Genomic DNA, 22,506 nt, shown 5'->3' with positions numbered 1-22,506 from the left:
CTCAGGCGCGGCGGCGGCGTCGGGTGCGCCGCTCGGGCGCGGCGTCGTCGCCGGTGCCATCCGAGGCGGATGAGAACGGTCCAAGCGCATCGGTGATCTGATCAAGAGTCGGGCGCGCGCCACGTTCTGTGCTGTCCAGCGCTGCACGCATTTTCTCAAGATGGGCAGGCATGGTGCCACAGCAACCACCGATGATCTTTGCGCCAGCATCGCGGGCCATCACGGCATAGTCGGCCATCAGATCGGGCGTGCCGTCATAGTGGATGTGACCGTCGACATATTTGGGAATCCCCGCATTGCCTTTCGAGATCAAGGGCCGCTCGGTTCCTTGCGCGGTGAACCCGAGTACAGTACGCAGGATATCCGACGCTCCGGTGCCGCAATTCGCGCCAAACGCAATCGGAGGGTTGGGCAGTGTTTCGACCAACAGAGCCAGATCAGCCGAGGTGACGCCCATCATGGTGCGCCCGGCAGTGTCAAAGCTCATGGTGCCGCACCAAGGCATGTCGGCCAGAGCGAAGGCCTCGGCCGCGGCGCGGAATTCTTCGGGGGCGCTGATTGTTTCGACCCACAGAACATCGACGCCGCCGTCTTTGAGGGCCTCGGCCTGTTCGTGGAACATCTCGACCGCCTCGGAATGCGACAGGCTGCCAACCGGCTCCATGATCTCACCGGTGGGACCAACCGAGCCGGCAACCACGATGGTGCGTCCGGATTTGTCCGCGACCTCACGGCCCAACTCGGCGCCAATGCGGTTCAGCTCACCTACGCGGTTCTGCGCGTCATGCAGCTTGAGCCGGGCCGAGGTGCCGCCGAAGGTGTTGGTCAGGAACAGATCGCTGCCCGCATCGACCGAGCCCTGATACAGCGCGCGGATCTTGTCCGGCGCATCCACATTCCACAGCTCGGGTGCGTCGCCGGATTGCAGACCCATGTTGAACAGATTGGTTCCGGTCGCACCATCGGCCAGAATGGCGTCATTGGTCTCGAGAAGCTGGGTCAGCGCGTTTGTCATGGGCTTGGTCCGACGTGTTTGGCGCAAAGCGCCCGTATGAATATGAGACGCCCCGTGTCTCATGACCGGGGCGTCAAATCAAATTCATATTACTCATGAAGATCATGAGGGGACCGGTGGCTTAGTCAGCCTCGCTCATGACCTGCGCTTTGGCTTCGGGCAGAAGCTCGGCCATTTTGGCGCGGATTTCGTCATCCGAGGACAGACCGCCCAGATCGGCCGAGACTTTGCGCACGACATCTTCGTGACCTGCCTCTTCCATATCGGCGATCACGACGGTTTTGGCATAGTCTTCCGCGTCAGAGCCGGTTTTCCCCAGCTTTGCCGCCGCCCAGAGGCCCAGCAATTTGTTGCAGCGGGCCTGGGCCTTGAACTGCATTTCTTCGTCATGGGCAAACTTGGCTTCAAAGGCGTTTTCGCGTTCGTCGAACGTGGTCATTTTAGTGGGACCTCATAGCGTGGACATTCCTCATCTAGATAGGAAACGAATGTCGGAATGTATAGCGAAAATGGCCCTTGCGCGACCAAATGCGCTGTGTTGCTGTACGCGGGCCATGTGGGCAGGTTCTGTGGGTGCTAAATACCTATGAGGAACCTTTCGAAAGCGGATGCTCTGATGGAATGCAACCAGACAACTTGCGGGTTGGGGCGGGCTGCTCTATGAGGGCCGCAGCCGCGCGATCTGCGCGTATTGCCGATATGGAAGGGGCCCCGATGGCGCGTCGCAAGAAAATCTACGAAGGCAAAGCCAAGATTCTGTATGAAGGCCCCGAGCCGGGCACCATCGTGCAGTATTTCAAGGATGACGCCACCGCGTTCAACGCGGAAAAGAAAGACGTGATCGACGGCAAAGGCGTTCTGAACAACCGCCTGTCCGAGTTCTTCATGAACGGCCTGACCCAGATCGGTGTTCCGAACCACTTCATCCGCCGCCTGAACATGCGCGAGCAGCTGGTACGGAATTGCGAGATCGTCCCTCTGGAAGTGATCGTGCGCAACTATGCAGCCGGTACGATGTCCAAACGTCTGGGCATTGCAGAGGGCACGCAGCTGCCGCGTCCGATTGTCGAGTACTGCTATAAGGACGACTCTCTAGGTGATCCGTTGGTCACCGAGGAACATATCGCGGCCTTTGGCTGGGCCAGTCAGCAGGACATGGATGATATCCTCAGCCTTGCGCTGCGCGTGAATGACTTCATGAGCGGTGTGATGCTCGCCGTGGGCATTCGATTGGTCGATTTCAAAATCGAGATCGGCCGCGTGTTCGACGGCGACTACCAGCGTCTGATCGTGGCTGATGAGATCAGCCCCGACAGCTGCCGCCTGTGGGATATCGAAACCGGCCAGAAGCTCGATAAGGATGTCTTCCGCCGTGATCTCGGCAACCTGACTGACGCCTATTCCGAGGTCGCGCGCCGCTTGGGTGTTCTGCCGCAAAGCAACGTGACCAAGCCGACGCTGATCAACTGATCTCGGCCTCTGCCTGACAGAAATGTAAAGCGTCGCCCCCGATTGGGCGGCGCTTTTCTTTTGAGGGCAGGGTATACCGTTCGACCCGAAACGCCCGCGCGGTCCGTTTTAAGACACGCCCCTTCATACCTTTTCAATCTTCGCCGCAAACAGGGTTGTCCCAAAGGCACAACCGCGCTATCCCCCGCGCAACGAAATGGGCCTGCGATCGTGGCCCTCAGGTGGAGTTGCGAAGATGAAGGCACGGGTGCATGTGATGCTCAAGAACGGGGTGCTGGACCCTCAGGGTGAGGCGGTCCGCCACGCATTGGGTGCCATGGGCTTTGATCAGGTCGAAGGTGTGCGCCAGGGCAAGGTCATTGATCTGGAGTTGGCCGAAGGCGCGACTGAGGCGGACGTGACCGAGATGTGCGAAAAGCTGTTGGCCAACACCGTCATCGAACGCTACGAGATCGAACTGGTCTGATTGGATGCGGGCAGCGCGTCTGATCACCTATCGCCAGCCGCTGGAGCTGACCACCATTCCCGACCCTGAACCGGCCGAGGATGGCGTTGTCGTCCGAGTGTTGGCCTGTGGGGTCTGCCGGTCAGACTGGCACGCTTGGTCGGGTTCGGACCCGGATGTGATCCTGCCAATGACTCCCGGCCACGAATATTGCGGCGAGGTGGTTGCGGTGGGCAGCCGTGTCCGCCGTTGGAAAACCGGTGATCGGGTGATTGCGCCTTTCATTCTGGCCTGCGGCCATTGCCGGGACTGCGCCCAGGGCAACCAAACCACCTGCGCCGACCAGGTCGTGCCGGGATTTACCTGTGATGGTGCTTTCGCCGAGTACATCGCGGTTGCGCATGCGGATGCCAATCTGACGGAACTGCCCGAGACACTCGCGCCCGAGATCGCCGCAGCACTTGGATGTCGGGTCACGACCGCGTGGCAGGCGTTGGTTGGACGCGCGCAGCTGCAGGGCGGCGAATGGTTGGCCGTGTTCGGCGGGGGCGGAGTAGGGATCTCGACCCTGTTGTTGGGCAAAGCGCTTGGGGCACGGGTGGTCGTCGTCGATATTTCAGACGACAAGCTGGGCTACGCCAAATCTCTGGGCGCGGATGCGGTTGTGAACGCGGCAACATGTGACGCGTCTGAGGCGGTGAAAGATATCACTGGCGGTGGTGCCCATGTGGCGATTGAGGCGCTGGGGATTGAAACCACGACCGTGGCGTCGATGCGATCCCTGCGCAAACTGGGCCGGATGGTACAGATCGGCATGCCTGCGGGCGATCATGCAGCTATGACGCTGCCGATGGATGTTCTCTATTCCGGTCAGCTCTCTGTATATGGAACACGAGGGATGCCCAGTTGGCGCTATCCATCGCTTCTGTCGTTGATCACGGGTTCGGATCTTGATCTCAGCCCGCTCGTGACGCGACACGTATCTCTGAACCAGGTGAGTGAACAACTTGCCGCTTTCGACGCTCCTGCACCTCCGGGTGTGGCGGTTGTCACTGATTTTACTTGCTAGGAGGGTCCGCCATGCGCGCAGCCGTCATCGTATTCCCCGGATCAAACTGCGACCGGGACCTTGCCGTAGCCTTTGAACAGGCCGGCTTCACCGTTGACATGGTCTGGCACAAGGATGCCACGCTGCCCGAGGGGGTCGACATTGTCGGCGTTCCCGGTGGCTTCTCTTATGGCGACTACCTGCGCTGCGGGGCCATCGCGGCGCAATCGCCGATCTGCAAGGCTGTGGTCGATCATACCGAGCGTGGCGGCTATGCCGTCGGCATCTGTAACGGGTTCCAGATCCTGACTGAGACCGGAATCCTGCCCGGCGCGCTGCTGCGCAATGCCGGTCTGAAATACATCTGCAAAACGGTTGGCCTGAAGGTCGAAACCAGCGACAGCGCCTTTACCCAAGGCTACAATGCAGGCGACGTGATCGGCATTCCGATTGCCCACCATGACGGAAACTATTTCGCCGATGACGCCACCCTGTCCGCACTGAAGGATCAGGATCGGATCGCGTTCACCTATACCGAGAATCCAAACGGCTCGGTCGGGGATATCGCGGGCATCCTGTCGGAAAACCGTCGCGTTCTTGGCATGATGCCACACCCCGAACGCGCAGCGGATGAGGGGCATGGCGGCACCGACGGGACGGCATTGTTCCGCGCATTGTCCGGCGTTCTGGCCCCGGCGTGACTTGAGGTCGCCGCTCAGCCCGCGTAACTTTCGGGAATGAGTTCAGGCCTTCACTCGATCAAGGACAAGATGACCCGCCCATTTCGCGGTGCCCCTTTGGGGTGGCGGCTGCGTGTGGCTGTTATTCTGGTCCTTCTGACCGCCGTCGCGACGATCTGGGTGACGAACCGGTTGCTGACCGACCGTTTCACCGAGTCGACCCGCAACCGTGCCGAGCTGCGCCTTGCCCTGTATTCTGGCAACCTCCTTAGCGAATTGCGACGCAACGCGATTGTGCCGCAGCTTTTGTCGCGGGACCCTACGCTGATCTCGGCGCTGCAATCCAGTGATTACCTGCTGTCCAGCCAGCGTCTGATCTCTTTCGTGGAAGAGATTGGGGCCGCGTCCTTGATGCTGATGGATGGGGATGGCGTGACGGTGGCGGCCACTGACCGCAATCGCCTGCTCGAAGGGCATCGCAATGCGCCATATTTTGTGGACGCTATCCGCTCGAACGCGACGATTTTCACGGTCAGCCCACGCGAAACTGGCGACTATAGCTTTATCTACTCCCGCAGGATCGAGGCGAATTCCGAGATCCTCGGCGTGATCGTGGTTGAGGTCGACCTGCAGAAATTCGAACGCGCCTGGGCCGGAATTTCCGACGCCGTGCTTGTCCGGGACAGCACCGGTAACATCATTCTGTCGACCGAGCCGCAATGGCGCGGGCTGGACGAAAGTTCGGCCATGCTGCGGCAGACGCCGGAAAGCGCGATCCAACGCGCGCTTCGTGCGACGGCCGACTGGTCTGCGTTGCCGCCGGATGGCTATCTGGAAGGTGAGGCCGTCATTCGGCTTGAAACACGCATACCGTTCCGCGGTTGGCAAATGGCCTCGTTCACCACCTATGACTCCATCCGCGAAAAGGTGAACAGCGTGCTGGCGCTGGAAATCATGGGCTTTGCGATTCTCCTGGCGGCGGCGTTCTATCTTCTCAGCCGTCGTGCGGCCTCGCGCGTAGTTCTGTTCCAGCGCGAGTCGGCAGAGCTTCGCGCATTGAACGCGAGACTGCAGCGGGAAATCGCTGAACGCGAACGGGTTGAAAAGACGTTGGATTTGGCGGAACAGACGCTTGCGCAAAGCTCGAAACTAGCCGCGTTGGGCGAGATGTCAGCGGCGGTAAGTCACGAGCTTAATCAACCTCTGGCTGCAATGAAAACCTACCTTGCCGGGGCGCGTCTGCTGCTGCGCAGAAATCGTCCGGAAGAGGCCCTCGCCAGCTTTGGCCGTATTGATGGTCTGATCGAGCGGATGGGCGCGATTACCCGGCAGCTGAAGTCTTACGCGCGCAAGGGGGCTGACGCGTTTTCGCCAGTAAACCTTGGCGAAGCACTAGCCTCATCGCTGTCGATGATGGAACCTCAGCTGCGGCAGCGCCATGTGAAGATTACTCAGATCCTGCCCGAAGACCCTGTCATTGTTATGGGGGACCGGATGCGGATCGAGCAGGTGATGGTCAACCTCTTGCGCAACGCGCTGGACGCCACCAAATCTGTAGCAGAACCGGATGTCGAGATCATCTTGGCGGCAGGTGATATGGCGGTACTGACCGTGCGCGACAACGGGTATGGTATTAAGGATATCGAGAACCTGTTTGAGCCCTTCTACACCACCAAGCAACCTGGTGACGGGGTCGGGCTGGGGCTTGCTATCTCGTCGGGGATCGTGAACGACCATGGCGGACGGCTAACCGCACGTAACGGCCAGAAGGGTGGCGCTGTCTTCGAGATGCAACTGCCACTGGGAAGCGACGGCCTCCAGGCCGCTGAATAACACGAGGGAATACTATGGCACAGGCCATGAAAATCGCCATTGTTGATGACGAACAGGACATGCGCCAGTCGATCAGCCAATGGCTGGCGCTGTCGGGATATGACACCGAAACCTTTGCCAGCGCCGAAGATGCGCTCAAGGTTCTGGGGCCGGATTACCCGGGGATCGTGATCTCGGACATCAAGATGCCGGGTATGGATGGCATTCAATTGCTGAAAAAGCTGATGGGGGCCGATAGCACGCTGCCTGTCATCATGATCACCGGTCACGGCGATGTGCCGATGGCGGTTGAGGCGATGCGCGTTGGCGCCTTTGATTTCCTTGAAAAGCCCTTCAACCCAGACCGCATGTCGGAACTGGCAAAACGCGCCAGCAACGCGCGGCGTCTGACGCTGGACAACCGGGCCCTGCGGCGCGAGTTGTCGGGTGGTACGCAGATCATGAACAAACTGATTGGCGCCAGCCCGGTGATGGAGCGTTTGCGCGAAGATATCCTCGATCTGGGGCAGGCGGACGGCCATGTGCTGATCGACGGAGAGACGGGTACCGGCAAGACGCTTGTCGCGCATGCTCTGCACGCGGTCGGCAGCCGCGCGGGTAAGAAATTCGTTCTGGTGTCCTGCGCGGCGCTGGAGGAAGAAGTGCTGTCGAAACGCCTGTTCGGCCCGATGATACCCGAGGATGCGCAGCTTCCCGCGATTGAAGAGGCGCGTGGCGGGACTCTGGTTCTGGAAGATGTCGAGGCGTTGAGCGACACGTTGCAGGCCCGCTTGCTGAGCGTGATGAACGAGCAGGGCACCCCTGCGGAAACGCGGATCGTTGCGATCTCAAACCTGCAAGAGGCGGGTAAAACCTCCGAGGACGTGCTGCGCCCGGACCTGTTCTACCGCCTGGCCGCACTGCGCATTACAATGCCGCCGCTGCGACAGCGCGGTGAGGATATCCTGACGCTGTTTACCCGCCTCAGTGAGCAGTTCGCCGAGGAATATGGCTGCGACGCCCCGCAAGTCAGCGCGCAGGAAGCGGCGCAGCTGTTGCAGGCGCCGTGGCCGGGCAATGTGCGACAGTTGATCAACATCGCCGAACGCGCGGTGCTGCAATCCCGGCGTGGTTCCGGGACGATTGCGTCCTTGCTGATGTCCGATCACGAGGAAATGCAGCCGGTCATGACCACCGAGGGCAAACCGCTGAAGGAATACGTGGAAGCGTTCGAGAGGATGCTGATCGACAACACCATGCGACGCCACAAGGGTTCGATCGCGTCGGTGATGGATGAGCTTTGCCTGCCGCGCCGGACGTTGAACGAGAAGATGGCCAAATACGGTCTGCAGCGGTCCGACTATCTTTAAGAACCATGCAGGCGCTTATTCAACGCTCCGATCACTCAGGTGGTCGGGGCGTTTTTTATGGTGAAAAGGCTCGCGCTGGGTTTTTGAACGTATCTTAAAGAGATTTTAACCCGTTATAGGGGAAATCTGTTATACTGCATTCACTTATCGTTGACGCAGATTTGAATTTAGCAGTGGCGTTCCTAGGTTAAACACTCAAATACGCGGGTGATTGGTCCGCAAAAAAACCGGCGATGCGCCTAATTTGGAGACGTGTATGAAGCCCCTCTCGGCCCTTATTGTCGCTGCGACGATGGCGATAACCAGCCCGGCCTCGGCTGAGGACTGGACGGGGGCCTATGCGGGGTTCAGCTTTGGCTACGCGGATGCGGACGGGTCTGGTGGCGCGGGTGGCAACGATACCGTTTTCGGACCTCATGTCGGGTATGACCGCGATTTCGGTGCCTTCGTTCTGGGCGGTGAGCTGGAGTATAACCGCCTGTCCCTCAACCTTGGTCAGGATCAGGGCAGCGTTGACAGTATAACCCGGCTGAAGTTTCGCGGCGGGTATGATTTTGGCGCGGCAATGGGGTATGTCGTGGTCGGCGCTGCGCGTGTTGAAACCTCGGAAGAGAATGACACAGCGGCGGTTTATGGAATCGGCATTGCCTATCCCATCGGCGACAACTTCGTCATCAGTGGCGAAGCGTTGCGGCAGGATTTTGACGATGTCACCCGCTCGGGCGGTGGGTTGGACACGAATATCTTCAATCTTCGCACAACGTTCCGGTTCTAAGCGCCCTTATTCGGCAGCTTGCTGACCTGCCAATTCGGATGCGAAGGCACAGATCGTCTTCAGAGCCGTTTCGAAACGATCGTCATCGACAGTCATTGCAACGCGGACGTGTCCTGCAGCGGCTGTACCGAAGCTCTCTCCGGGCATAACGGCAATCGCGTGTTTATCGAGAAGGGCATTTGCAAACCCCTCACCGGTCAGACCGGTCGCGCGGATATCCAACATCAGGTACATCGCGCCATCTGCGGGGACGAGGCCGATGGTATTCTGTTCGGCCAGCACCTCTAGCGCGCGGGCCCGGCGACGGCGGAAGGGGGCTGCAATTTCATCTTCGAGCGTTATGCCAACGCTCAGGGCAAAGCTCGCGGCATCCTGAATGAAGCCCGGAACGCCATAGGTGGTATGGGTGGCGAGATTGATGAGGTGGCTGATGACCTCTTCCGGGCCAATAATCCAGCCGCAACGTGATCCGGTCATGGCATGGGATTTCGACATGGACCCAACGACCAGAGTGCGATCGGCCATACCGGGCAGGGCACGCGGAGACAGATGCGCGCCATTCCATATCTGTGTGTCGTAAACCTCATCCGAGATCAGCCACAGGTCGCGCCTCTGGCACAGCTCAGCGATGTCCCTGAGTGTCTCGGGTGAATAAACCACTCCGGTTGGGTTGTTCGGCGTGTTGATCAGCAATGACACAGCGCCATCGACCTTGGCCTCGATTTGTTCGGCACGCGGTTGAAAGGCATCTTCAGCCGAGGTCTGAACCGCCCGCGCCACGGCGCCGGTTCCGCGAATGGTGCCGGGATAGGTGGCGTAGTAGGGGTCAAGGAACAGCCCGACATCGCCGGGGTTGCACACAGCCATATGAGCCGCAAACAACCCCGCCTGTCCGCCCGGAGTGATCAGGACATTGTTTCGGGTGGTTGATACTCCGGTCCGGGTCTGAACCCGCGCGGCGACCGTGTCGCGCAGCAGATCGGTGCCGGGCACCATGGCGTAACCGGTGTGACCATCGCGGGCTGAGCGGTTCATCGCATCCAGGATCGAGGCATCGGTGCCGATGTCATGTTCACCGATCGTCAGCTGCGTCACGGCGTGGCCTTCGGCGACCATACGGCGCGCGCGATAGAACACATCCCACCCGTCGCTACCGCCTCCGGTGATCTGCGTGATGCGATCTGACAGTTTCATGGTCTTGCCTCGGTTTGTCCTTGTGCCGACAGGGACAGAGCGATCTGGGATTGTCAATCAGCTTCGCTGGGGCAGGGTGGCCTGAACCTTTTTTGTTAGCGATGCTCGCACCAGATCGTAAGAGGCGACAAGGCGATACCGCATTTCGTCCTCATCCGCGTCAAAAGGCAGGCGAACCCAGCTGCGGTGGAAATATGGGGCTTTCACACCGACACCCGCATCGATCAGCATCTGTGCGGTTTCGATATCGGGTGTTTTGACCGAAACGCCATCATTTGCGGTCCCGATACAGGCGAACATCTTATCGCCGACCTTCCACGCATCATGCCCGCCGCCCCAGGGGTCCGACCATTCGGCCCCCGGCAGGTCGCGGCAGATTGAGTTGACGAAATCCCTGCTCATGCGCGCAGAGTGCTGGAGAAGACGCGCGAACTCAAGCCTTGGCTTGGCGCATGACGCATGATATGCCGAGCAAATGAACCGGATGATCTGCACCATTATTTGCTGCATTACCTGCTGAATTCTCACGCGGGCCGGTTTCTTTCGTTTTCATCCCTGAGACAAGTTGCTAAGCCCGCGCCAACGCGCAAGCTTTAGGAGCCCGAGTGATGACGACAATCAAGCTGCACAATACACGGACGCGGACGAAGGAAGATTTCGTTCCGATCGATTCCGACAACGTGCGGATGTATGTCTGTGGACCCACCGTCTATGATCGGGCCCATCTGGGCAATGCGCGGCCCGTGGTGGTTTTTGATGTGCTCTATCGGTTGCTGCGCCATGTCTATGGCACGGATCAGGTGACCTATGTGCGCAATTTCACCGACGTGGATGACAAGATCAACGCGACTGCTTTGGCCCGCAAACAGGCCGGGGCCCAGGGGCCGTTGGAGCAGTTGGTGCAGGAACGCTCCGATGAGACTATCGGCTGGTATCTGCATGACATGGGCAAGCTTGGTACGTTGAAACCATCTATACGCGGAGAAAATTGCGAAAAAGCAATGCCGCGCGCGACCGAGTATATCGCGCAGATGATCGAAATGATCAAAGGGTTGATCGCGAAGGGTCATGCCTATGCTGCCGAAGGGCATGTGCTGTTTGCTGTCGAGAGCTGGAAATCGGGGTATGGCAAGCTTTCCGGTCGCTCGGTCGATGACATGATTGCCGGCGCACGGGTTGAGGTTGCACCTTACAAAAAGAACCCGATGGATTTTGTGCTGTGGAAGCCCTCGACCGATGAACTCCCGGGGTGGGACTCGCCTTGGGGTCGGGGCCGTCCGGGGTGGCATATTGAATGCTCGGCCATGAGCTATGAGTTGCTGGGCGCGAGTTTTGATATTCACGGCGGTGGCAATGATCTGATGTTCCCGCATCATGAGAATGAGATCGCTCAAAGCTGCTGTGCCCATCCGGAGGGTGAGTTTGCACGCGTCTGGATGCACAACGAGATGCTGCAGGTCGAAGGCAAGAAGATGTCCAAATCGCTGGGCAACTTCTTCACTGTGCATGACTTGCTGGAACAGGGTGTCCCCGGTGAGGTGATCCGCTTTGTTTTCCTTCAGACCCACTATCGCAAGCCGATGGACTGGACCGAGAAGAAGGCACGTGAAGCTGAAGCCACCTTGCGCAAGTGGCGGGCGCTGACAGCGGGCATCGAGCCCGCCGCCACCGCGGCCCCCTCGGTCATCGAGGCGCTGGCGGATGACCTGAACACGGCGGGTGCCATCGCCGAACTGCACCGTTTGGCTGCGGATGGAGATGCGGCTGCTCTGCTGGCCAGCGGGCGGGTCCTCGGGCTTTTAACGCCTAAATTGGGGACTTGGTTTGATCATGAGGAAAGCTTGGACAAATCGTTCTTCGCCGATGAGATCGAAAATTGGATGATTCTGCGTTCTAAGTTCAGAGCAAAAGCAAAAGCTTGCATGAAAAGTGGGAACAAGGAATTGGGTAGTCTTTTGTTTCAATGGACAGATCAAATGCGGGACACAGACCTTCCCTATTTCGGCTTTACCGTCAATGATACACCGGATGGCTATGACTGGGAGTTACTCCCCAAACTCGCAAGAGTAAATGTCATTAGGACCAGTACTGGTTCGATTTCGAATGAAGTCACTTCCAAAACGAAAGCAGATCATTGGGTGTCAATACTGGAGCGTATGAAACTTCATCGTGCTGGACTAGAAAAACACTACGAAGAGATCGACGCTGAGACCTGAGAGACTTAAAGAGAGCGCCTGTTAACGGGAAGCGACGGGCGATCGCGATCAAGCCAAAGAGCCAGACTGATGACCAAGGAACGCCTCTATCTCTATGACACGACCCTGCGCGACGGGCAGCAGACGCAGGGTGTGCAGTTCTCGACGGCAGAGAAAGTGCAGATCGCACAGGCTTTGGATGCGCTGGGGGTGGACTATATCGAAGGCGGTTGGCCCGGTGCGAACCCCACGGACAGCGCGTTTTTCGAGGTTGCTCCGAAGACCTCGGCCCGGTTGACGGCTTTTGGGATGACCAAGCGCTCCGGAAGGTCGGCCGAGAATGACGATGTGCTGGCGGCCGTTATGAATGCCGGGACACAGGCCGTTTGTTTGGTGGGCAAATCGCATGACTACCACGTGACCCATGCGCTTGGCATTTCGCTTGAGGAGAATATCGAGAACGTCCGCGCCTCGGTCGCGCATCTTGTGGCGCAGGGGCGTGAGGCGCTGTTCGACGCGGAGCATTTCTTTGACGGCTACAAAGACAACCCGGCCTATGCGACCGAGGTCTGCCGGGCCGCTTTGGACGCGGGCGCGCGTTGGGTGGTGTTGTGTGACACGAATGGCGGTGCTTTGCCATCCGAGGTTGGGCGTATTGTGTCCGAGTTGATCGCCGCAGGCCTGCCGGGGGATCGGCTGGGTATTCACACCCATAACGACACTGAAAACGCGGTGGCCTGTTCACTGGCCGCAGTTGATGCGGGTGCGCGCCAGATTCAGGGAACTCTCAACGGGTTAGGAGAGCGCTGTGGCAATGCCAACCTGACCTCTCTGATTCCGACCTTGCTGTTGAAAAAGCCCTATGCCTCGGGGTTCGAGATTGGTGTCAATCCGCAGGCGCTGGCCGGTCTGACGCGGGTGAGCCGGATGTTGGACGATATCCTGAACCGGGTGCCCAGCAAGCAAGCGGCTTACGTTGGGGCCTCGGCCTTTGCGCACAAGGCGGGGCTGCATGCGAGTGCGATCCTCAAGGACCCATCGACCTACGAACATATCGACCCGGCGACGGTGGGGAACACGCGGATCATCCCGATGTCGAACCAGGCCGGACAATCGAACCTGCGCAAACGGCTGACCGACGCGGGCCTGATGGTTGAAAAGGGCGATCCCGCCCTTGGCCGTATCCTCGATCGGATCAAACAGCGCGAGGCTGAGGGGTATTCCTACGACACCGCTCAGGCGAGTTTCGAACTGCTGGCGCGTGATGAGTTGGGGCAGATGCCCGAGTTCTTTGAGGTCAAGCGCTACAAGGTCACTGTTGAACGCCGCAAGAACAAGTACAACAAGATGGTTAGCCTATCCGAGGCCGTGGTTGTAGTGAAAGTGGACGGTGAAAAGAAGCTCTCGGTCAGTGAATCGGTGGATGATCAAGGCAGCGACCGAGGGCCGGTGAACGCGCTCTCCAAGGCGCTGGCAAAGGACCTGGGGCAGTATTCGCAGGTGCTGTCGGATATGCGTCTGGTCGATTTCAAGGTGCGGATCACCCAAGGCGGGACCGAGGCAGTCACGCGCGTCATCATCGACAGCGAAGACGGGCAGGGGCGGCATTGGTCGACCGTAGGTGTAAGTGCCAACATAGTCGACGCCTCGTTCGAAGCGCTGCTGGAGGCGATCCAGTGGAAACTAGTCCGCGATAGTGGGCATCGGAAAGCGGCGGCCGAGTGACTGCCGTCTTTGACGACGACGTAAAGGCTTGCGCGGCCCTTGTACAAAAGGCCGATCCGGACCGGTTTCTTGCCACCATGGCGTCCCCCGTCGAAGCGCGGGCCGTTCTGTTTCCGATCTATGCGCTGAATGCCGAAATCGCGCGCGCGCCCTGGGTTACGCAAGAGGCGATGATTGCCGAAATGCGCCTGCAATGGTGGCGTGATGCGCTGCAGGAAATTGCCGAAGGGCAACAGGTGCGGCGGCATGAGGTGGTGACCCCTCTGTCCCGCGTGTTGTCGCCACATCTGGCCGGTTTGCTGGATGAATATGTGGCTGTCAGGCGGTGGGATATCTATCGAGATCCGTTTGAAGATACTGAGCATTTCGAGAACTACATCGACCAAAGCGCTGGCACATTGATGGTAGTTGCTGCGCAATCCCTCGGGGCTGCGGATGAGGGCGTTTTGCGAGATTTCGGCTATGCGGTCGGCGTCGCGAATTGGTTTCGGGCCATTCCGGAACTGGAGGCCCGAGGGCGGATTCCACTGCTCGACGGCACTGAAGACGGAGTACGCGCGTTGGCAGACACTGCGCTGAGGCGGTTGAAGTCCGCACGCAGCAGGCGATCTGAGGTTTCCCGCGCCGCTCGCCCAGCGCTCTATGCCGGATGGCAGGCTGAGTGGGTTTTGCGGAAGGTTCTGGCCAATCCCGCGCGGGTCGCGCGCGGGGATCTGGCGCAGGGGGAAATCGGGCGCAGGTTATCTCTGATGTGGACCGCCAGCACGGGCCGTTGGTGATCAGGCGGTGTCCGGCTCGGCCGGGCGCATGACCAGCCACAACAGTGCGCCTCCGGCCAGTGTGAGCAGGGGGACCATGGCAAGGTTCACAGCCGTCCACCCTTCGACCGGTGACCCACCCGAACAGTTCATCAACCCACCCGAGGCCAGCGAGGCAAAGGTCACTCCGCCAAACACCAGAAGGTCGTTCATGCCCTGCATCCGGCCACGCTCGCTGACGTCGTGAGACTCTGTCAACATGGTAGTTGCACCGATAAATCCGAAATTCCAACCGATCCCCAGCAGAATCAGGGCAAAGAAAAAGTTTTCAAGCTCAATGCCCTGCAGTGCGACCAAGCCTGCGCCACCCAGAATGAAAAGGCCGAGTGCCACGGTCTTTTCGACTCCGAAACGGGCAATCATATGACCGGTGAAGAAGCTAGGGACATACATGGCGAACACGTGGGCCATAACTACATTTGAAGCGTCTTCAATACCAAACCCACATCCCATGACGGCTAAAGGTGTCGAGGTCATCACGAGGTTCATCAAGGCGTAGGACACCATTGCGCAGATAACGGCGACGGCGATGCGTGGGGTTTTTAGCATTTCAAGTCGGGTCCGACCTTTGGGTGCATCTTCCTTGGGTTTTTCGGGTTTAGGAATGTTGAGAAAGAAAAACAGGGCTGAGCCAATGACGTTTAGCGCAATAACTGCAATGTACGTGCCAAGAAATGGTATGACGTACGCGGTTGAGGTCATAACTACGATCTGACGCCCCAAAAGTGCGGCAACCAAACCACCCGCCATCACATAGGAAATCGCTTTGGGCCGGAACGCGTCCGTTGCTGTGTCAGCCGCCGCAAAACGGTAAAATCCGTGCGCGCTCATGTAGATGCCGGTCAGCAGGCTACCGATCAGGAAAACCGGGAAAGAGCCCAGATACAGACCATATGCTCCGATCAAACCGCCAAGCGCACCGGCGGTTGTTCCGACCAGAAACCCGGCGCGGCGGCCCCAGCGTTGCATGATCGCAGAGATAGGCGTGGCCGCCAGCATCGATCCCAAAACGATGAGCGATATGGGCAGCGTCGCAAGGCAGGCGTTTGTCGCCAGCGATTGGCCGGCCAGCCCTCCGACAATGAACATCATCGGCATCTGTGCACCCAGAACAGCTTGCGCGGCCACAAGGACTGCAACGTTGCGCTTGGCCTGATGGTCGTTCGGTGTCTCTGAAATCACAGTCATGACGCCATGCGTATCGGCGATCTGCGGCTTGCACAAGCGGGTTGCATACGCGGCAAAGCGCCCTAACGTGCAAGTGACCCAAAACACCGGAGCGCACATGTCCGTCGGACGCATCATCGAAACCAACGCCTGTGTGTCCGAAGGGGCCGAGTGGCTGGCCCAATCCTGTCCGCGTATGGCCTATGCGATGGAACAGACGGGGCCGCTGCCTCTGCGTCGTAAACCGGATGGTTTTGCGCAATTGTTGAGCGCAATCGTCAGCCAGCAGGTCAGCGTGGCTTCAGCCAATGCGATCTGGAAACGGATGCAGGAGGCGAAACTGACCGGCCCGCGCAAGATCATGTGGGCGACTAATGAGGATTTGAGGGCCGTCGGGCTAAGCCGCCAGAAGATCCGCTATGCCCGTGCATTGGCCGAAGCACGCATTGATTACAAGGCGTTACGCGACGCGCCTGATGTAGAGGTCATCTCGACCCTGACCGAAGTGTCCGGCATCGGTGTCTGGACAGCCGAGATCTACGCCATGTTTTCACTGGGCCGCGCGGATGTGATCGCTCCGGGCGATCTGGCCCTGCAAGAGGCTGCGCGCGTTCTCTATGATCTACCCAAACGTCCAACGGACAAGGAACTCAGGCAGATGGCAGAGGCCTGGTCTCCGTGGCGGTCGGTTGCGGCGCGGGTTTTGTGGGCCTATTACCGGGTGGCCAAGCAAAGAGAAGGGATCAGATGACACGGGTTTTGAACGCGCTCAGGAAAGAGCCGGTTTCGGGCGACACACGCTCGGTCGTGGTGTTCGTACACGGCTATGGGGCGAACGGGGCCGATCTGTTGGGCCTTGCCGACCCGCTGGGCGAGCATTTGCCCGACACGCTGTTCGTAGCCCCCGATGCGCCGGAGCAGATTCCCGGAATGCCGAACGGGTTTCAGTGGTTCCCAATCCCGTGGATCGACGGCTCGTCCGAGGAAGAAGCGCGGCGCGGCATGGAGATGGCAAGCGACGACTTCAACGCCTTCCTCGACGCGCTGATGGTGGACGAAGACGTACTGCCCGAGCAGGTCGTACTGTTCGGGTTCAGCCAAGGCACGATGATGAGCCTGCACGTCGCCCCGCGCCGTGAGGACCCGGTCGCTGGGATCGTCGCCTTTTCGGGCCGTTTGCTGGAACCTGATTTGTTGCCGGATGAAACCGTCAGCCGGATGCCGATCCTGCTGGTCCATGGTGATGCCGATGACGTGGTGCCTCCGCAGTCTTTGCCTGAGGCGGCCGAGGCCCTGCAAGCGGCGGATTTCAAAGAGATCTACGCCCATGTCATGAACGGCACCGGCCACGGCATCGCGCCGGACGGCCTGAGCGTGGCGCTGGCCTTCATGCGCGACAAGCTGAGCCTGTAGCTGTGATTGCGGTTCGCCCCATGATGCCCGAGGATGTGGCCGACGCCTGCCGCATCCTCAACGATATCATCGCGGCGGGTGGGACAACCGCACATGAAATTCCGTTTTCGGAGGCGTTGTTTGCAGAAAGCTATCTGACCGGGGTCGATAAGATCTGCTGCCACGTCGCTTTGGACGACCAAGGCGCGGTGGCCGGATTTCAGTGGTTGGGCACCCATGATGCACTGCCCGAGGATTGCGCAGATGTAGCCACCTTCACCCGGCGCAATCCTCCGTTGCGCGGCGCAGGGCGTTCGTTGTTTCAAGAAACCTCGAAAACTGCGGCGGCCTTGGGGTTCAAGGCGATCAACGCCACCATACGCGCGGACAATGCGCCGGGCCTTGGCTACTACGGAAAAATGGGGTTCGAAGACTATTCTGTGGACTATGGCCGCCCACTGCGGGATGGCACACCGGTCAATCGAATTTCGAAACGCTTTGATCTTGGAAAGGGCAACGCATGTTGATTGTCACTGGAACCGTCGAAGTCTCGGCCGATCACGTGGACAAGGCGGCTGAGGCTGCAAGGGTGATGGTCGCGGAAACCGTGAAAGAACCAGGCTGCGTGATCTATGAGTTCAGCCGGGTTCTGGGCCATGCGAACCTTTTCCGAGTCTATGAGGAATGGCAGGATCAAGCGTCGCTAGAGGCGCATTTCGCCGCCCCGCATATGACGGCGTTCCAAGCCATATTGGCTGAGGTCGGTGTAGTCTCAAGCGAGATCTATCGCGTTGTGGGTGGGGAAAAGCAGCCTTTGCGCTGACGATTTCAGGCCCAAAGGTGCCCTTCGGCAAATTCGACTGAATTCCCGGCAGGATCGCGCACGTAAAGGGACCGCGCGCCGTTTGGCCAATCGAACTCGGCATCCAGGGGGACGTTCCAATCCAGCAGATGCTTTCGCATTGCAGCCATCTCATCCCGCGTCAGGACGAGGCACACATGCCCCGGCCCAAGCGCGCCGTGCGGAGGGACAGGCAGGTCTGCGTTCAGAGGTGACTGCTGGGTCTTTTCAGGATTGAATATCAGCAGAACAGAGGCTCCGACCCGAAAGAACACGTGGCGGTCCTCAATGCGCTGTATCTTTTCCAGCCCCAGAACCTCACCGTAGAACCGTTCGGCGGCGTCCAGATCATCGACATAAAGCGCCGCTTCCAAGATGGCAGAGGGGGCCGGTATCTCGGGTGTCACCTTCATGCAGTTCAGTTTAGCCCGGCCCGCTTGGTCTGTCACCGTCGGGGGCGTCGATCCCGTTTGCGCTGAGCCGTAGCCTGTATCTGCGGCGTCGGCAGGCTGTCCCACTGACCCGTCCTGAGCCCTTCAAGCGTCCAATCCCCGATGCGATAGCGGATCAAACGCAGGGTCGGCAAGCCAACAGCCGCTGTCATCCGGCGCACCTGCCTGTTCTTGCCCTCGCGAATCGTCAGCTCGATCCAACTGTCCGGCACGGTCTTGCGTTCTCGTATCGGAGGCGTACGGGGCCAGAGGTCTTCGGGCTCATCAATCTGGCGTACTTTGGCGGGGCGGGTCAGGCCTTCCTTCAACTCGACACCGTCGCGCAGGGCCTTGAGGGCCGCCATGTCCGGCTCGCCTTCGACCTGCACCCAATAGGTTTTCGCCATCTTGTGTTTTGGGTCTGATATCTGCGCCTGCAGCTTGCCATTGTCGGTCAGCAAGATCAGCCCTTCGCTGTCACGGTCCAACCGACCGGCGGGATAGACGCCGGGCAGATCGATGAAATCCGACAGGGTGCTGCGCGGCGACTCGGCGTTTGCGCGGTCGGTGAACTGTGGCAGCACGTCAAAGGGTTTGTTGAATCGAATGAACCAGCTCATACCTCCGCCATAGCCTGCAAAACACGCTGTGTGCAACCTGTGGATAACTGTCATCTGTCTGTTACGGATTCGGCTTACCCAGTCGGCGACATATTGTGGAAACTCAGGGCTTGTCAGAGTTTTAACACGATATATAGTTATCTTAAGGCCGGAGCGGGTGCTCTCCGCTCTGGTGTCACAAACGGGCAGCTGAGAGCGAGGAGCGATTCTGTGATGGACGGAGACTTCAGGACCGATTTTGTAAGAGAACCGGGTATGCTCAAACAGCATCCGGCCTTGGTTTTGAATGCCGATTACCGCCCTTTATCCTACTATCCCTTGTCTCTGTGGCCGTGGCAGGAGGCGGTCAAGGCGGCCTGGTTGGACAGGGTCGACATCGTGGCTGAATATGACGAAGTGGTCCGCAGCCCGAGCACCGAGATCCGAATACCGTCGGTGGTTGTCCTCAAAGACTATGTAAAACCCAGAAAGCGCGTGGCCTTCACGCGCTTTAATTTATTTCTGAGGGATGAATTCCGCTGCCAGTATTGCGGAAGCCGGGACAACCTGACCTTTGACCATGTGGTGCCGCGCGCCGCCGGAGGGGTAACGAGCTGGCAGAACGTGGTTGCCGCGTGCAGCCCATGTAACCTGCGCAAAGGTTCCAAGTCGCTGCGTCAGGCAGGCATGAACCTGCGCAAACCACCGCGTCAGCCCGATGCGGAGGCCTTGCGCAATATTGGACGGAAATTCCCGCCGAACCACCTGCATGACAGCTGGATCGACTTCCTCTATTGGGACGCGGAACTGGACGAGGCTTAAGCCTTCGCCCGCCACGCGGCCAGCCAGAGCAGAACCAGAACCGCAGATATGGCTGCGTTCCATCCGGCCATGGACAGACCAAACATTTCCCACGGAATCTCATCGCATCGCACCAGCGGGGCTGCCATGATCTGGTTCATCAGCTCTTCTGCCGACAACCCTCCGATGTCGCCGGAGGTGCAGGTTGAGGGGCCTTCCCACCATCCTTGCTCGACACCCGCGTGGAAAAAGCCAATTCCGGCTGTGATTATCGCGGCCAAGGCTCCGATCAGCGGCAGCGGGTTGAGTTTTGGTAGCATCAAGGCCAAAGCGCCGATTACGACTGCAACAACATGGGGATAGCGTTGCCAAATGCACATTTTGCAGGGGGCGAGACCGCCAATATGTTGAAACCCCCATGCACCCAACAACAGGGCCGCCGACCCTCCGGCTGCGAGGATCACGTAAGTCGATCGTTTTGTCATAGATATTTAACCGCTAGAAAGCCACCAAACAGCAGGATGATGAACAGGGTGAACATAAGCCCGAGGCGCTTTTCGATGAAGTCCCGGATCGGCTCACCGAACTTCCACAGCAGGCCTGCCACAAGGAAGAACCGCAACGCACGCGCCAGAATGGATGTTGCGATGAAGGTGCCCAGCGGCATGCCGGTCCAGCCGGACATGATGGTGATCACCTTGTAAGGGAAGGGGGTCACACCGGCAGCCAGCACCGCCCAGAAGCCGAAATCGTTAAAGCGGGTGTTGAACTCTTCCATTGCATCAGCCTTGCCCATGGATTCGAGAATGGGTTGTCCGATGCTTTCATATGCAAAAGCACCAATCGCATAGCCGAGCATGCCGCCCAGAACCGAAGCCACCAAGGCCACGCCTGCAATCAGCCACGCTTTCGAGGGGCGCGCCAGAATCATCGGGATCATCAGGACATCCGGCGGGATCGGAAAGAATGAGCTTTCGATAAAGGCCACGACGGCCAGCGCCCATAGGGCATGAGGGTGCTCGGCCAGCCGAATGGTCCAGTCATACAGGGATCGCAGCATCACACTCTCACAGTCGCGTCTTGGGTCGCGACAGGCAAACCACGGGTGTGCGGGAGGGTCAACTGCCGTGCGGCCAACAATCGACGGGGCAGTGTGTTTTTGCCTCTGGACCTTCCCAGTCAGGGGCGCTAATCCAGTGTCCGTGGCCCAAGTGGCGGAATGGTAGACGCAGGGGATTCAAAATCCCCCGGTAGTGATACCGTGCCGGTTCGAGTCCGGCCTTGGGTACCAAAGTAAAAACAGAGGGTTAGGGGAACCTGCTCTCTGTTTTTTCTTTTTCAGGTGATGTCTTGAGACGCATGTGCACCTTAGTCAGGCATTAAACTCGCGATCCTCTGAATAAAATGCGTTTTGTCGCGATGCGGGGCCAATGGCTCAGAAACTGCCGCGCGATGGGGAAAGATTTGAAAACAACCTCATATCTGACGCGAGAGGCGTTCTGTTGACGGGCTGGCCTTGACTTTCAGCGTATCTGAATGAAACCTCGGACCTGTTGGGAGATATCGGAAAATCTATACAGCTGGCCCTGTTGCAATGCGGATTGATCTGACCTATCGGCACAATCCTCAACGCGGGCCCCAATCCGGGTCCCGAAAGGGAGGCGTCAGCCTTTTCCCGCCCAAGTTAAAAAATAATGGGAGTTCTTAAATGAAAAACAGCAGCAAGCTTAGCCTCGGCGCGTTTGTGACCGCTGCAATGATGGCACCTGCCGCCTATGCGGAAGAGTTCATCACCATCGGTACAGGAGGCGTAACCGGCGTGTACTATCCCACCGGTGGCGCAATCTGCCGTCTGGTCAACAAAGGGCGCAAGGAACACGGCGTACGTTGCTCGGTCGAATCGACCGGCGGCTCGGTCTACAACATCAACACCATCCGCGAGGGTGAGCTGGAGTTTGGTGTGGCCCAGTCCGACTGGCAGTACCACGCGTATAACGGCACATCGAAGTTTGAAGACGCCGGTGCGTTCGAAAATCTGCGTGCAGTGTTCTCGGTCCACCCCGAGCCGTTCACCGTTGTGGCCCGTGCTGATTCCGGCATCGCCAGCTTTGAAGACCTCAAAGGCAAGCGCGTGAACATCGGCAACCCCGGTTCCGGTCAGCGCGGCACCATGGACGTTGTTCTGGAAGCCATGGGCTGGACTCTGGACGACTTCGAACTGGCGTCCGAGTTGAAAGCGGCCGAACAGTCGGCGGCTCTGTGCGACAACCAGATCGACGCGATGATCTACACTGTTGGTCACCCGTCGGGTTCGATCCAGGAAGCGACCACCGCGTGCGATTCCGTTCTGGTGAACGTCACTGGCGACGCGATTGACGGCCTGATCGACGGCAACTCGTACTACCGTACTGCGACCATTCCGGGTGGCATGTACCGTGGCTCGGACGGTGACACCACCACCTTCGGTGTTGGCGCGACTTTTGTCACCTCGGCAGATGTGTCGGACGACGCTGTGTATGCCGTTGTCAGCTCGGTCTTCGAGAACTTCGACGATTTCAAAAAGCTGCACCCCGCTTTTGCAAACCTGCAGCCCGAAGAGATGATCGCGGATGGCCTGTCGGCCCCGCTGCACCCGGGTGCCGAGAAGTACTACAAAGAAAAAGGCTGGATTCAGTAAACCAGACCTGACGCAGGGTGCCCACGGGCGCCCTGCAACCCAAGCCCGGAT

General features: G+C 59.0%; 25 protein-coding genes and 1 tRNA gene. 17 read left to right on the top strand and 9 right to left on the bottom strand.

Annotated features, from left to right (window positions below):
• Window position 1 precedes the first annotated feature (1 nt).
• Both bmt and J7394_RS17405 read right to left on the bottom strand, forming a co-directional pair.
• Window positions 2-1,015: a betaine--homocysteine S-methyltransferase gene (gene bmt / locus J7394_RS17410; RefSeq protein ID WP_209254911.1), complete on the bottom strand. Its 1,014-nt coding sequence runs from the start codon at window positions 1,013-1,015 to the stop codon at window positions 2-4.
• 121 nt (window positions 1,016-1,136) lie between these two features.
• Entirely contained in the window at window positions 1,137-1,454 is a 318-nt protein-coding gene (locus tag J7394_RS17405; protein ID WP_209254902.1) for a DUF1476 domain-containing protein, read from the bottom strand.
• A 275-nt stretch (window positions 1,455-1,729) separates the two neighbouring features.
• Between J7394_RS17405 and purC the strand changes: the two genes are divergently transcribed.
• The 7 genes from purC (at window position 1,730) to J7394_RS17370 (ending at window position 8,615) form a co-directional block, all read left to right on the top strand.
• A complete protein-coding gene (gene purC, locus J7394_RS17400; RefSeq protein ID WP_170467720.1) occupies window positions 1,730-2,485 on the top strand; it encodes a phosphoribosylaminoimidazolesuccinocarboxamide synthase in 756 nt (251 codons plus the stop codon).
• A gap of 235 nt (window positions 2,486-2,720) precedes the next feature.
• On the top strand, window positions 2,721-2,951 hold the full coding sequence (purS, locus tag J7394_RS17395) for a phosphoribosylformylglycinamidine synthase subunit PurS (protein ID WP_170374301.1): 231 nt from the start codon (window positions 2,721-2,723) through the stop codon (window positions 2,949-2,951).
• Between the two features lie 4 nt (window positions 2,952-2,955).
• Window positions 2,956-3,999 (top strand): zinc-dependent alcohol dehydrogenase family protein, encoded by a 1,044-nt coding sequence (locus tag J7394_RS17390; protein ID WP_209254900.1) that lies wholly within the window; start codon window positions 2,956-2,958, stop codon window positions 3,997-3,999.
• A gap of 11 nt (window positions 4,000-4,010) precedes the next feature.
• Entirely contained in the window at window positions 4,011-4,679 is a 669-nt protein-coding gene (gene purQ, locus J7394_RS17385; protein ID WP_209254898.1) for a phosphoribosylformylglycinamidine synthase subunit PurQ, read from the top strand.
• 36 nt (window positions 4,680-4,715) lie between these two features.
• Window positions 4,716-6,491: an ATP-binding protein gene (locus tag J7394_RS17380; RefSeq protein ID WP_371812066.1), complete on the top strand. Its 1,776-nt coding sequence runs from the start codon at window positions 4,716-4,718 to the stop codon at window positions 6,489-6,491.
• A gap of 14 nt (window positions 6,492-6,505) precedes the next feature.
• Entirely contained in the window at window positions 6,506-7,840 is a 1,335-nt protein-coding gene (locus tag J7394_RS17375) for a sigma-54 dependent transcriptional regulator (protein WP_209254896.1), read from the top strand.
• 256 nt (window positions 7,841-8,096) lie between these two features.
• Window positions 8,097-8,615: an outer membrane protein gene (locus tag J7394_RS17370; RefSeq protein ID WP_209254895.1), complete on the top strand. Its 519-nt coding sequence runs from the start codon at window positions 8,097-8,099 to the stop codon at window positions 8,613-8,615.
• Window positions 8,616-8,621: 6 nt separating this feature from the next.
• Here the strand turns inward: J7394_RS17370 and J7394_RS17365 are convergent, their stop codons facing one another.
• Together J7394_RS17365 and J7394_RS17360 are read right to left on the bottom strand one after the other, a co-directional pair.
• Window positions 8,622-9,809, bottom strand: coding sequence for a pyridoxal phosphate-dependent aminotransferase (locus tag J7394_RS17365; protein ID WP_209254892.1), 1,188 nt, complete (start codon window positions 9,807-9,809; stop codon window positions 8,622-8,624).
• A gap of 57 nt (window positions 9,810-9,866) precedes the next feature.
• Window positions 9,867-10,211: an MmcQ/YjbR family DNA-binding protein gene (locus J7394_RS17360; protein ID WP_209254890.1), complete on the bottom strand. Its 345-nt coding sequence runs from the start codon at window positions 10,209-10,211 to the stop codon at window positions 9,867-9,869.
• Window positions 10,212-10,417: 206 nt separating this feature from the next.
• On the opposite strand from J7394_RS17360, the gene cysS reads away from it, so the two are divergent.
• The 3 genes from cysS (at window position 10,418) to J7394_RS17345 (ending at window position 14,508) form a co-directional block, all read left to right on the top strand.
• Window positions 10,418-12,025, top strand: coding sequence for a cysteine--tRNA ligase (gene cysS, locus J7394_RS17355; RefSeq protein ID WP_209254888.1), 1,608 nt, complete (start codon window positions 10,418-10,420; stop codon window positions 12,023-12,025).
• 69 nt (window positions 12,026-12,094) lie between these two features.
• A complete protein-coding gene (gene cimA / locus J7394_RS17350; protein WP_209254880.1) occupies window positions 12,095-13,729 on the top strand; it encodes a citramalate synthase in 1,635 nt (544 codons plus the stop codon).
• Entirely contained in the window at window positions 13,726-14,508 is a 783-nt protein-coding gene (locus J7394_RS17345; protein ID WP_209254877.1) for a squalene/phytoene synthase family protein, read from the top strand. Before cimA ends, J7394_RS17345 begins: the two co-directional genes overlap by 4 nt.
• On the opposite strand, the gene J7394_RS17340 is transcribed toward J7394_RS17345, so the two are convergent.
• Window positions 14,509-15,735, bottom strand: a complete 1,227-nt coding sequence (locus tag J7394_RS17340) for an MFS transporter (RefSeq protein WP_209254875.1) — start codon at window positions 15,733-15,735, stop codon at window positions 14,509-14,511.
• Window positions 15,736-15,832: 97 nt separating this feature from the next.
• Here J7394_RS17340 and J7394_RS17335 point away from each other — a divergent pair, with 97 nt between their 5' ends.
• Genes J7394_RS17335 through J7394_RS17320 form a run of 4 tightly spaced genes read left to right on the top strand, consistent with a single transcriptional unit; the run spans window position 15,833 to window position 17,929 of the window.
• Window positions 15,833-16,465, top strand: a complete 633-nt coding sequence (locus J7394_RS17335; RefSeq protein ID WP_209254873.1) for a DNA-3-methyladenine glycosylase — start codon at window positions 15,833-15,835, stop codon at window positions 16,463-16,465.
• Window positions 16,462-17,127, top strand: coding sequence for an alpha/beta hydrolase (locus J7394_RS17330; protein WP_209254871.1), 666 nt, complete (start codon window positions 16,462-16,464; stop codon window positions 17,125-17,127). Before J7394_RS17335 ends, J7394_RS17330 begins: the two co-directional genes overlap by 4 nt.
• 2 nt (window positions 17,128-17,129) lie before the next feature.
• On the top strand, window positions 17,130-17,633 hold the full coding sequence (locus J7394_RS17325; RefSeq protein WP_371812065.1) for an N-acetyltransferase family protein: 504 nt from the start codon (window positions 17,130-17,132) through the stop codon (window positions 17,631-17,633).
• The gene (locus tag J7394_RS17320) at window positions 17,627-17,929 is read left to right on the top strand and encodes a putative quinol monooxygenase (RefSeq protein ID WP_209254863.1); all 303 of its coding nucleotides are present in this window, start codon (window positions 17,627-17,629) and stop codon (window positions 17,927-17,929) included. Before J7394_RS17325 ends, J7394_RS17320 begins: the two co-directional genes overlap by 7 nt.
• Window positions 17,930-17,934: 5 nt before the next feature.
• Here the strand turns inward: J7394_RS17320 and J7394_RS17315 are convergent, their stop codons facing one another.
• Together J7394_RS17315 and J7394_RS17310 are read right to left on the bottom strand one after the other, a co-directional pair.
• On the bottom strand, window positions 17,935-18,360 hold the full coding sequence (locus J7394_RS17315) for a VOC family protein (RefSeq protein ID WP_209254861.1): 426 nt from the start codon (window positions 18,358-18,360) through the stop codon (window positions 17,935-17,937).
• A 32-nt stretch (window positions 18,361-18,392) separates the two neighbouring features.
• Complete coding sequence (locus tag J7394_RS17310; protein ID WP_209254854.1) at window positions 18,393-18,998, bottom strand: rRNA large subunit pseudouridine synthase E; 606 nt, start codon at window positions 18,996-18,998, stop codon at window positions 18,393-18,395.
• Window positions 18,999-19,211: 213 nt separating this feature from the next.
• Here J7394_RS17310 and J7394_RS17305 point away from each other — a divergent pair, with 213 nt between their 5' ends.
• Window positions 19,212-19,799, top strand: coding sequence for an HNH endonuclease (locus J7394_RS17305; RefSeq protein WP_170458136.1), 588 nt, complete (start codon window positions 19,212-19,214; stop codon window positions 19,797-19,799).
• Here the strand turns inward: J7394_RS17305 and J7394_RS17300 are convergent.
• Together J7394_RS17300 and J7394_RS17295 are read right to left on the bottom strand one after the other, a co-directional pair.
• Complete coding sequence (locus J7394_RS17300) at window positions 19,796-20,263, bottom strand: disulfide bond formation protein B (RefSeq protein WP_209254852.1); 468 nt, start codon at window positions 20,261-20,263, stop codon at window positions 19,796-19,798. The genes J7394_RS17305 and J7394_RS17300 overlap by 4 nt on opposite strands.
• Window positions 20,260-20,838 (bottom strand): YqaA family protein, encoded by a 579-nt coding sequence (locus tag J7394_RS17295; RefSeq protein ID WP_170373645.1) that lies wholly within the window; start codon window positions 20,836-20,838, stop codon window positions 20,260-20,262. The genes J7394_RS17300 and J7394_RS17295 overlap by 4 nt, the downstream gene beginning before the upstream one ends.
• A gap of 145 nt (window positions 20,839-20,983) precedes the next feature.
• Between J7394_RS17295 and J7394_RS17290 the strand changes: the two genes are divergently transcribed.
• Together J7394_RS17290 and J7394_RS17285 are read left to right on the top strand one after the other, a co-directional pair.
• A tRNA-Leu gene (locus J7394_RS17290) sits at window positions 20,984-21,069 on the top strand.
• A 417-nt stretch (window positions 21,070-21,486) separates the two neighbouring features.
• Window positions 21,487-22,455, top strand: a complete 969-nt coding sequence (locus tag J7394_RS17285; protein WP_209254850.1) for a TAXI family TRAP transporter solute-binding subunit — start codon at window positions 21,487-21,489, stop codon at window positions 22,453-22,455.
• Window positions 22,456-22,506: the final 51 nt, after the last annotated feature.

This window comes from Ruegeria sp. R13_0 (assembly GCF_017743995.1).
Taxonomy (GTDB): domain Bacteria; phylum Pseudomonadota; class Alphaproteobacteria; order Rhodobacterales; family Rhodobacteraceae; genus Ruegeria.
Note: the sequence above shows the minus strand (reverse complement) of the source record. Positions and strands in the feature narration are given on the sequence as shown.

Coding starts and splice junctions, on each gene's coding strand:
- purC (WP_170467720.1), top strand. CDS start 1,730: ATGGCGCGTCGCAAGAAAATCTACGAAGGCAAAGCCAAGATTCTGTAT.
- purQ (WP_209254898.1), top strand. CDS start 4,011: ATGCGCGCAGCCGTCATCGTATTCCCCGGATCAAACTGCGACCGGGAC.
- J7394_RS17315 (WP_209254861.1), bottom strand. CDS start 18,360: ATGAAGGTGACACCCGAGATACCGGCCCCCTCTGCCATCTTGGAAGCG.
- J7394_RS17320 (WP_209254863.1), top strand. CDS start 17,627: ATGTTGATTGTCACTGGAACCGTCGAAGTCTCGGCCGATCACGTGGAC.
- J7394_RS17365 (WP_209254892.1), bottom strand. CDS start 9,809: ATGAAACTGTCAGATCGCATCACGCAGATCACCGGAGGCGGTAGCGAC.
- J7394_RS17285 (WP_209254850.1), top strand. CDS start 21,487: ATGAAAAACAGCAGCAAGCTTAGCCTCGGCGCGTTTGTGACCGCTGCA.
- cysS (WP_209254888.1), top strand. CDS start 10,418: ATGACGACAATCAAGCTGCACAATACACGGACGCGGACGAAGGAAGAT.
- J7394_RS17295 (WP_170373645.1), bottom strand. CDS start 20,838: ATGCTGCGATCCCTGTATGACTGGACCATTCGGCTGGCCGAGCACCCT.
- J7394_RS17390 (WP_209254900.1), top strand. CDS start 2,956: ATGCGGGCAGCGCGTCTGATCACCTATCGCCAGCCGCTGGAGCTGACC.
- cimA (WP_209254880.1), top strand. CDS start 12,095: ATGACCAAGGAACGCCTCTATCTCTATGACACGACCCTGCGCGACGGG.
- J7394_RS17330 (WP_209254871.1), top strand. CDS start 16,462: ATGACACGGGTTTTGAACGCGCTCAGGAAAGAGCCGGTTTCGGGCGAC.
- J7394_RS17340 (WP_209254875.1), bottom strand. CDS start 15,735: ATGACTGTGATTTCAGAGACACCGAACGACCATCAGGCCAAGCGCAAC.
- purS (WP_170374301.1), top strand. CDS start 2,721: ATGAAGGCACGGGTGCATGTGATGCTCAAGAACGGGGTGCTGGACCCT.
- J7394_RS17335 (WP_209254873.1), top strand. CDS start 15,833: ATGTCCGTCGGACGCATCATCGAAACCAACGCCTGTGTGTCCGAAGGG.
- J7394_RS17310 (WP_209254854.1), bottom strand. CDS start 18,998: ATGAGCTGGTTCATTCGATTCAACAAACCCTTTGACGTGCTGCCACAG.
- J7394_RS17370 (WP_209254895.1), top strand. CDS start 8,097: ATGAAGCCCCTCTCGGCCCTTATTGTCGCTGCGACGATGGCGATAACC.
- bmt (WP_209254911.1), bottom strand. CDS start 1,015: ATGACAAACGCGCTGACCCAGCTTCTCGAGACCAATGACGCCATTCTG.
- J7394_RS17305 (WP_170458136.1), top strand. CDS start 19,212: ATGGACGGAGACTTCAGGACCGATTTTGTAAGAGAACCGGGTATGCTC.
- J7394_RS17360 (WP_209254890.1), bottom strand. CDS start 10,211: ATGAGCAGGGATTTCGTCAACTCAATCTGCCGCGACCTGCCGGGGGCC.
- J7394_RS17405 (WP_209254902.1), bottom strand. CDS start 1,454: ATGACCACGTTCGACGAACGCGAAAACGCCTTTGAAGCCAAGTTTGCC.
- J7394_RS17300 (WP_209254852.1), bottom strand. CDS start 20,263: ATGACAAAACGATCGACTTACGTGATCCTCGCAGCCGGAGGGTCGGCG.
- J7394_RS17380 (WP_371812066.1), top strand. CDS start 4,716: ATGAGTTCAGGCCTTCACTCGATCAAGGACAAGATGACCCGCCCATTT.
- J7394_RS17375 (WP_209254896.1), top strand. CDS start 6,506: ATGGCACAGGCCATGAAAATCGCCATTGTTGATGACGAACAGGACATG.